The organism is Methanosarcina sp., from assembly GCF_035390745.1.
In the GTDB taxonomy this organism is placed as follows: Archaea; Halobacteriota; Methanosarcinia; order Methanosarcinales; family Methanosarcinaceae; genus Methanosarcina.
On sequence record NZ_DAOOUJ010000100.1, the window covers coordinates 1 to 6,757 of the forward strand.

The window sequence follows — 6,757 nt, forward strand, 5'->3', positions numbered from 1 at the left end:
TAAAGAGATTCAAAGATTATAAAGATATGCAAAAATTAAATGGTTGAGACAGTAGTCGATACAAAACTCCCTTTCTGGCCCTGATAATCTTGACCCTTTATTCAAAACAAAACCTTGATTAGAAAATTCTTTATATTGTTTTTGGGATTATGTTTACATCTATATATGAGAGTCAGAAATTCTAAAGTTAACACTATCCTTATAAAATTAAATAAGAGGACAGCAAGATTTTCTGCCCTGCATCAGGCATTTGGGAATTCGCTTTAAGGCTTATTCCAGCATCTGGTTAATTTTATTGTAAAAATCTATGATCAATTTTGTCGCGTCACTGTCCATGTTCAGCTGGAAGGTCCGGATTTGCTTTCCAAGAGGTTTTTCTATGACAATACCCGACTCAATTAGCGGGGTGATCACTCTTGACACACTGGAGTGTGACAGACCTGTTTCTTCTGCTATTCCTGAAAGGTAGGTTGATTCATTCTGGTGCTCAATCAGGTTTTTAAGGACGGTCATCTGTGCGGTTTTTCCAAAGATCTTTTCAAGTGGATCCATTGTTATCATCTCAGAGGTGGCTGTTCTCCGTAAGTGATTCTTATTTCCAATATTAACTTGTTATTTAGGGTTATAAACTTATCTCCGTATTGGGTGACCAGGCGATCCATATGAAATCCCCTAAATATTTGGGTAACTCCGCTTTCTCTTGCTTTACTGTGTACATTTTTAGCTACTCTCTTCGTTTTAATTTTTGAGAAATGTTTAATACCTAAGAAAATATATACTGTATGAGGTGGAGGGAAAATGCATAACAATGATCTTAACCATGAAATATTAAAACTCATAAAAGAACAGCCAGAGATAAGCGAAAAGAATATCGCCCGCACTCTTTCAATTTCGGAAGATGCAGTAAAAGCTCGGATTGCAAGCCTTATGGATATCAGGGAAAAAATCCTGATTATGGGTAATGGACACAATGATTTCCATGACCTTAAGAAGGCACTGGAAGCTGAAAACTATAATGTAGTAAATGTCTCGAATACCTTACCAGTCCTTAAAGCCATAAGCGAAGAGAAACCTGATCTGGTACTTCTTGATACAGCTTCTCTTGATAAAGACGGCTTTGAAATTTGCAGGCAACTTAAGGCCAGTCCCAAGTGCTGGTGGATCCCTATCATGATGCTGAGTGAAAAACATAAAGTGGAAGACAGCATTAAAGCCTTCAAGTCTGGAGCTGATGACTATATTGCTGCACCTTTTAATTCTCTTGAACTGAGAGCACGGATAGGAATGATTTTGAGACGCAGCCATATTTAACTCTAGAAATAAAATTCGTTTTATAGAAATAATGATGCATCTCATAAGTAAGGATTCATTAAAAGGTGATATTTCCTTTCTTTCCCTTTTCACGTTCTATATGTTTAATAGAATTCTATGAAGTTAAATTCATTGATTTTCAGGAGGCTTCTTATGAATATTATTTATTCCCTTCTTAAGACGCCTTCTTCATCAAACTCCAATATTTATCTCATTCAAATCGTTTTATTTTTTTCTTAATAAGAGCTTAAAATTAATCATAAGAAATTTAATTAGATAGATCTCCCGATATATATGAGATAGTTTAAAATTATTTTAATAAAGATTGCTTTTCGAAAAATTTTATTATATTAATTCGCAATCTGATCATTCGTTAAAATCTCATATTCTATTAAAATTATATTTTCTGTTTAAGTCATATTAATCCATAAAGAATCGGTTTTTTTTTCGTCAAAATTAATATGTCTTCACTTAAGTCTCTTGAGAGCTCTGCCGCAACCCCGGCATCAGGGCAGAATTAAACGATGCCAGAATAAGTGTGACTGAAAATTACCTCTTTGCCCAGAAATATCTGCGCAACCGCATTCAAAGTTCCTGGAAAAGCTTTCTGAGTAAAAAAACAGACATTACTTTTGAGTCATCAAGATGGACCATATAGAACCGAATAGATATTTATTTAAATCGACAAATATTAATTTTATTAGATTATAAAATAATATATTGTATTTTTTCTATATTTTGGCTCAGGCTAAAATTATGGCTGGGAGACTCTATTTTTAAATTGAGAATGTATAGAATTATTTCAAAATGTTTAAAAAAGAATAGAACATAAAATATTATGGGTTACTATTTATTTGTCCTTATTATTGGTAAGGAACTAAAGTACAAAATCCATTTAACGCCCTGAAGGCATATAATATTGTTGTTCAAAGTAGATGTGTGGTAAAGCAGTGGAAAAAATGTAGCCCAAAAAAAGGTGTGGTGAGATATGACTTCGAACGAATGGTATAATAAAGGCGTTGCACTCCAAGAATTAAAAAGGTATACAGAAGCTCTGGATGCATTCAATAAGGCTCTGGAAATCAGCCCTGATAACGCAAAAATCCTGTTCAGCAAAGGGATGGTTCTTAGAAATCTCATGAAATACGACGAAGCTCTTAATGCTTTTGACAGATCTCTTGAGATCAACCCTGCTGACGCCAAAGTATGGTGCTTTAAAGCCGAACTTCTCCTCGGTCTCATGCAGTATGAAGAAGCTCTTGACGCATTTTATCGGGCTATCAGTCTTGCTCCGGAAGACCCTGAAGTATGGTACAGGAGAGGAATGGCACTCAGGGAGATGAGAGCATACGAAGACGCGATGGACGACCTTGAGAAATCTATCCAGATTTATTCAAAGAAATATGACATAAGCGCCATGAGCGCAAGTGAATGGTGCAAAAAAGGCATGGGACTCTGCAAAATAAAGAGTTATCATGAAGCTCTTGATGCATTTAACAGGGCACTTGAGTTAAACCCGAGTAACGGAAAAGCTCTTTATAACAAAGGAGTCGCTCTGCGCTGGCTCGGAAAAACCGATGAAGCAAAACTGTATATAGAGAAAGCAGTGGAGACTTTTGACAACAAAATAAAAGCAAATCCCGAGAATGCAAGGTTCTGGTATAACAAAGGGATTGCCCTGAGAGACCTTGAAAAATACAAAGAAGCGCTTGAAGCCTTCGAAAAAGCTATAGACATCAACCCGAGCTTCACAAAAGCATGGATTGGTAAAGGAATAGTGTATGACAGGGTTAAAAAACACCAGAAAGCAATGGAAGCATACGAAAGGGCAGTAGATATAAATCCAATATATTCAGACCTTATTTAAGCAAGCTTAATACAAATCACCGTTCAGAGAAACTGAATCCCGGAGCCAGAAAAGCCGTTGGCCAGAAAAACAAATTCAGAAATCACGGTATAACGGCTAAAAATATCTTTTTCTTTAATTCTCTTTTTCTCAGGAAGTGTCTTTAGTTTTGCTGTTATCATTATCCTTCTGACGGCGGTTTCTATTGATGAAATTAATTTTTACTTTGAGTAGATGTCTTAAACAGATCACTATTCAAAATATAAATACATCTCATCAGGTCATTAAACGCATTGAGCTGAAAGTCAAAACATTTCTCTGTTTCTTCCGCAGGTCTCCAGTCTCCATATGAAGCATAAGCTGTTCTTAAACCTAATCTTCTAGCAGGAGCTATGTCTCTTTTGATGCTGTCCCCAACTACAAGACTTTCTTCCGGCTTTAGCCCAAGCGCATCAAGGGCAAAGAGAAAATGTGCAGGATCCGGTTTTTTCGTACCTGTCATATCTGCAGATACGAGAAGTTCAAAAGAGTCCAGAAGATCCACTTTTGTAAGCCTTGCACGTGCATGGTACCTGTCGGCATCTGTTATTATTGCAAGCCTGAAGCCAATTTTTTTCAATTCTTCAAGAGTATCCCTTACCCCTGGATACAATTCGAGGTTTTGCAGCTTTTCCCGGTCATAGATCTCACAGCAATCTCTGTACCCCTTAGCTGTGAAGAGATTTCTCTCCTGCATGTAATCCCTTATGTTTTCATAATCCTCAAAACCATAAGTTCCTCTAAGAAAATACTTGAAAAGTTCTGCAGGCTCCTTCTTTAAGTTCCTATCCTCTTTTCCAAGATATGAAAGAATCTCCCTGCATGCAATGAGTTTTACGGCTACGAAATCAAAAAGAGTATTATCCATATCAAAGAGAACAGCTTTCAAGGAACAGTGATAGCTTTGCCGTATATTGTTCCTGATAATTTCTTGATTCTGGTGAATCTGTTTCATCATTAGCAGCCCATGTTTATATGCTTTACATTTCTTTAATTTATCCGACAAACCTTTTCTGCATATTTTTGGGGAGAGGCTATAAAAGCCATAAAGTCAGATGTATAGGTCATAAAGAACAATAGACTTAAGTAAATAACGAACGCGAATGACCAGAAAAAATTGTGGGCCTTATTTTAAAAGATATTAGAGGAAATTTTGACATGAATTCTGAAGAACCAAAGGACAAATCTGTCATAGAAGAAGGAAAAGGAGAAAAAGCTGAAACCGGAGATGGATTGGTTTCTGGGGATATGTACATTCTGGATGACTCGGGGAGTGTGTCAGATGAAGAAGTCAGCAACGAGATTCTTGCAGCTGAACTTAATGAGTGTGGTCTTGATCTTCTCAAGCTTGGCAAGTTTAACGAGGCAATAGTTGCCTTTGAAAAGGCAATTGAAAAAGATCCGGGAAATATATATCTGTTAAATAATAAGGCTGCAGCTCTTGAAAGCGTGGGACGGTTCGAGGAAGCCCTTAAACTTTATCAGGAAGCTGTTAAAATCAATTCCAAAGATGCAGATATCTGGAACAATATGGCTTTTTCTTACTCTCAAGTGGGAGAATATGAGAAAGCAGTTGAAGCCTACGGAAAAGCTCTTGAGCTAAAGCCGGACTACCCTAATGCCTGGTATGGAAAAGCCCTGAATCTCAGCCAGGAAGGAAAATACGAAGAGGCTATTAATGCTTACGGGAAAGTCCTTAAAGAAAATCCGTACTACAAAGAAGCCTGGGCAGGAATGGGTATAGCTCTCGGACAGATGGGTAATTATGATGAGGCTATAGTTTCATACGATAAAGCCCTGGAGATAGATCCAGATTTTCTTGAAGCCTGGTATTACAAAGGAGTGGATCTTGACAGCCTTGGAAGCTACAGGCAGGCCCTGAAAGCATATGAAAAGGCCGTGGAAATTGACCCTGAAAATGATGATGCCTGGAATAATATGGGCATTGATCTGGAACACCTCGAGAGGTATGAAGAAGCAATTAATGCTTTTGAAAAAGCAATTAAAATCAATTCCGAAAATTCCGATGTCTGGTATAACAAAGGCTTTACTCTCAGCCAGATGCAGAGATTTGATGAAGCTGTCGAAGCCTACAAAAAAGCTGTACAGCTTGACCCCGAGTACCTGGAAGCCTACTCAAGCCTGGGTTTTGTGCTGGCTCAGCTCAGGCGCTTTGAAGAAGCCCTGGATACTTATGAAAAAGCCATTAAACTCGATCCTGAATCTGCAGACTCCTGGTTTGGAAAAGCTGTCTGCCTGAGTTTTCTTGGACGCGAAGAAGAAGCTGAATATGCGTACAGAAAAGCCGTAGAAATTGAACCCAGATACGCTGAAATCGGAGGAGATGTTCAGTAATCCGGAGAGACTTCTCCTTCCGGATCTTATTTTTGAATTCTTGAATCAACTCTCTTTTTACGTACTACCTTTTCTTACGATCTTTTCTTTGAATGGATATAAATTGAAAAAGATAGCTCTATATATTGGAAACGCTTTTCAGATAGATAAATATCTTTTTTTAAATTTAAAAACACTTCTCACAGGATAGGGCGGATGAAAGGATGAAAGGATGGATACTTTATAAGAGTACGGCTGCCGAATTGAGGCCTGACCTGTATGAAATTCACCGCTTCATTGAGGTTGCGGCTGAAAAAGGAATAGATCTCAGGGTTGTAAAACCCGACCAGTTCGACCTGATAGTTACAAGGGATGACAGAAAAAGCATACTCCTCGACGGAGAAGTTGTTCCCCTTCCGGATTTCCTTCTGCCAAGAATGGGAGCAGGAACAACCTATTTTGCGCTTGCTGTCATCCGCCATCTTGAACGCCTGGGAGTTTGTGTTATTAATTCCTCGCAGAGCATTGACACAGTCAAGGACAAACTCTATTCTCAGCAAATACTGGCAGAAAGAGGGATTTCCTCTCCAAAAACGATGTTTGCCAAAAACCCTGTCAACATAAACCTGGTCGAAAAATACCTGGGTTTTCCTCTCATTGTAAAAGCCCTTTCCGGCTCAATGGGCAAGGGAATTTTCCTTTCTGAAAACCATGACAATTTCCGTGACCTCATAGAATTAATACACATAACCAACCCCAATGCGAACATTATCCTTCAGGAATTCATTAAATCCAGCATTGGGAGAGATCTCCGAGTTCTCGTAATCGGAGGCCGGGCAGTTGCCTGCATGGAACGCATAGCTCCGGCTGGCAGCTTCAAGTCCAACTACTCGAGAGGTGGAGCAGTCCGAAAATTTGATATGACCCCTGAAATAGAACAGCTGGCGACAGAAACCGCCCGCACCTTCGGGCTTGACATAGCCGGCATTGACCTTCTCTTCGACGGCGACCATTTCAAAGTCTGCGAAGCAAATTCATCCCCAGGCTTTGAAGGGCTTGAGGAATGCTGCGGGATTAACGTTGCAGAGATGATTTATGATTTTATAAGGGAAAAGTTAGGGGAAAAATAAGCGGAAAAAAGAAAAAATGAAGATTGCAATTAAAAAAACGTGCATGATATTCTTCGAATAACATGCCCAAAGAATGAAAGTATCTGGAAGTACTTTC

General features: G+C 38.6%; 6 protein-coding genes. 4 read left to right on the plus strand and 2 right to left on the minus strand.

Translation table 11 applies throughout. The features are described from left to right. Positions 1–270: 270 nt before the first annotated feature. Positions 271–552 (minus strand): helix-turn-helix domain-containing protein, encoded by a 282-nt coding sequence (locus tag PLL47_RS14190; protein ID WP_324447120.1) that lies wholly within the window; start codon positions 550–552, stop codon positions 271–273. 246 nt (positions 553–798) lie between these two features. On the opposite strand from PLL47_RS14190, the gene PLL47_RS14195 reads away from it, so the two are divergent. Continuing rightward, positions 799–1,311, plus strand: coding sequence for a response regulator transcription factor (locus PLL47_RS14195; protein ID WP_324447110.1), 513 nt, complete (start codon positions 799–801; stop codon positions 1,309–1,311). Between the two features lie 988 nt (positions 1,312–2,299). After that, a complete protein-coding gene (locus PLL47_RS14200) occupies positions 2,300–3,178 on the plus strand; it encodes a tetratricopeptide repeat protein (protein ID WP_324447112.1) in 879 nt (292 codons plus the stop codon). Positions 3,179–3,371: 193 nt separating this feature from the next. On the opposite strand, the gene PLL47_RS14205 is transcribed toward PLL47_RS14200, so the two are convergent. After that, positions 3,372–4,154: an HAD family hydrolase gene (locus PLL47_RS14205; RefSeq protein ID WP_324447114.1), complete on the minus strand. Its 783-nt coding sequence runs from the start codon at positions 4,152–4,154 to the stop codon at positions 3,372–3,374. A 200-nt stretch (positions 4,155–4,354) separates the two neighbouring features. Between PLL47_RS14205 and PLL47_RS14210 the strand changes: the two genes are divergently transcribed. Together PLL47_RS14210 and PLL47_RS14215 are read left to right on the plus strand one after the other, a co-directional pair. Next, positions 4,355–5,551: a tetratricopeptide repeat protein gene (locus PLL47_RS14210; RefSeq protein ID WP_324447117.1), complete on the plus strand. Its 1,197-nt coding sequence runs from the start codon at positions 4,355–4,357 to the stop codon at positions 5,549–5,551. Between the two features lie 203 nt (positions 5,552–5,754). Next, positions 5,755–6,660 (plus strand): ATP-grasp domain-containing protein, encoded by a 906-nt coding sequence (locus tag PLL47_RS14215; RefSeq protein WP_324447119.1) that lies wholly within the window; start codon positions 5,755–5,757, stop codon positions 6,658–6,660. The last annotated feature ends 97 nt before the right edge of the window (positions 6,661–6,757 follow it).

What these genes read in the sequence shown, in the direction of transcription:
- PLL47_RS14190 (WP_324447120.1), bottom strand. Translation starts at nt 552, where the DNA reads ATGGATCCACTTGAAAAGATCTTTGGAAAAACCGCACAGATGACCGTC.
- PLL47_RS14195 (WP_324447110.1), top strand. Translation starts at nt 799, where the DNA reads ATGCATAACAATGATCTTAACCATGAAATATTAAAACTCATAAAAGAA.
- PLL47_RS14200 (WP_324447112.1), top strand. Translation starts at nt 2,300, where the DNA reads ATGACTTCGAACGAATGGTATAATAAAGGCGTTGCACTCCAAGAATTA.
- PLL47_RS14205 (WP_324447114.1), bottom strand. Translation starts at nt 4,154, where the DNA reads ATGATGAAACAGATTCACCAGAATCAAGAAATTATCAGGAACAATATA.
- PLL47_RS14210 (WP_324447117.1), top strand. Translation starts at nt 4,355, where the DNA reads ATGAATTCTGAAGAACCAAAGGACAAATCTGTCATAGAAGAAGGAAAA.
- PLL47_RS14215 (WP_324447119.1), top strand. Translation starts at nt 5,755, where the DNA reads ATGAAAGGATGGATACTTTATAAGAGTACGGCTGCCGAATTGAGGCCT.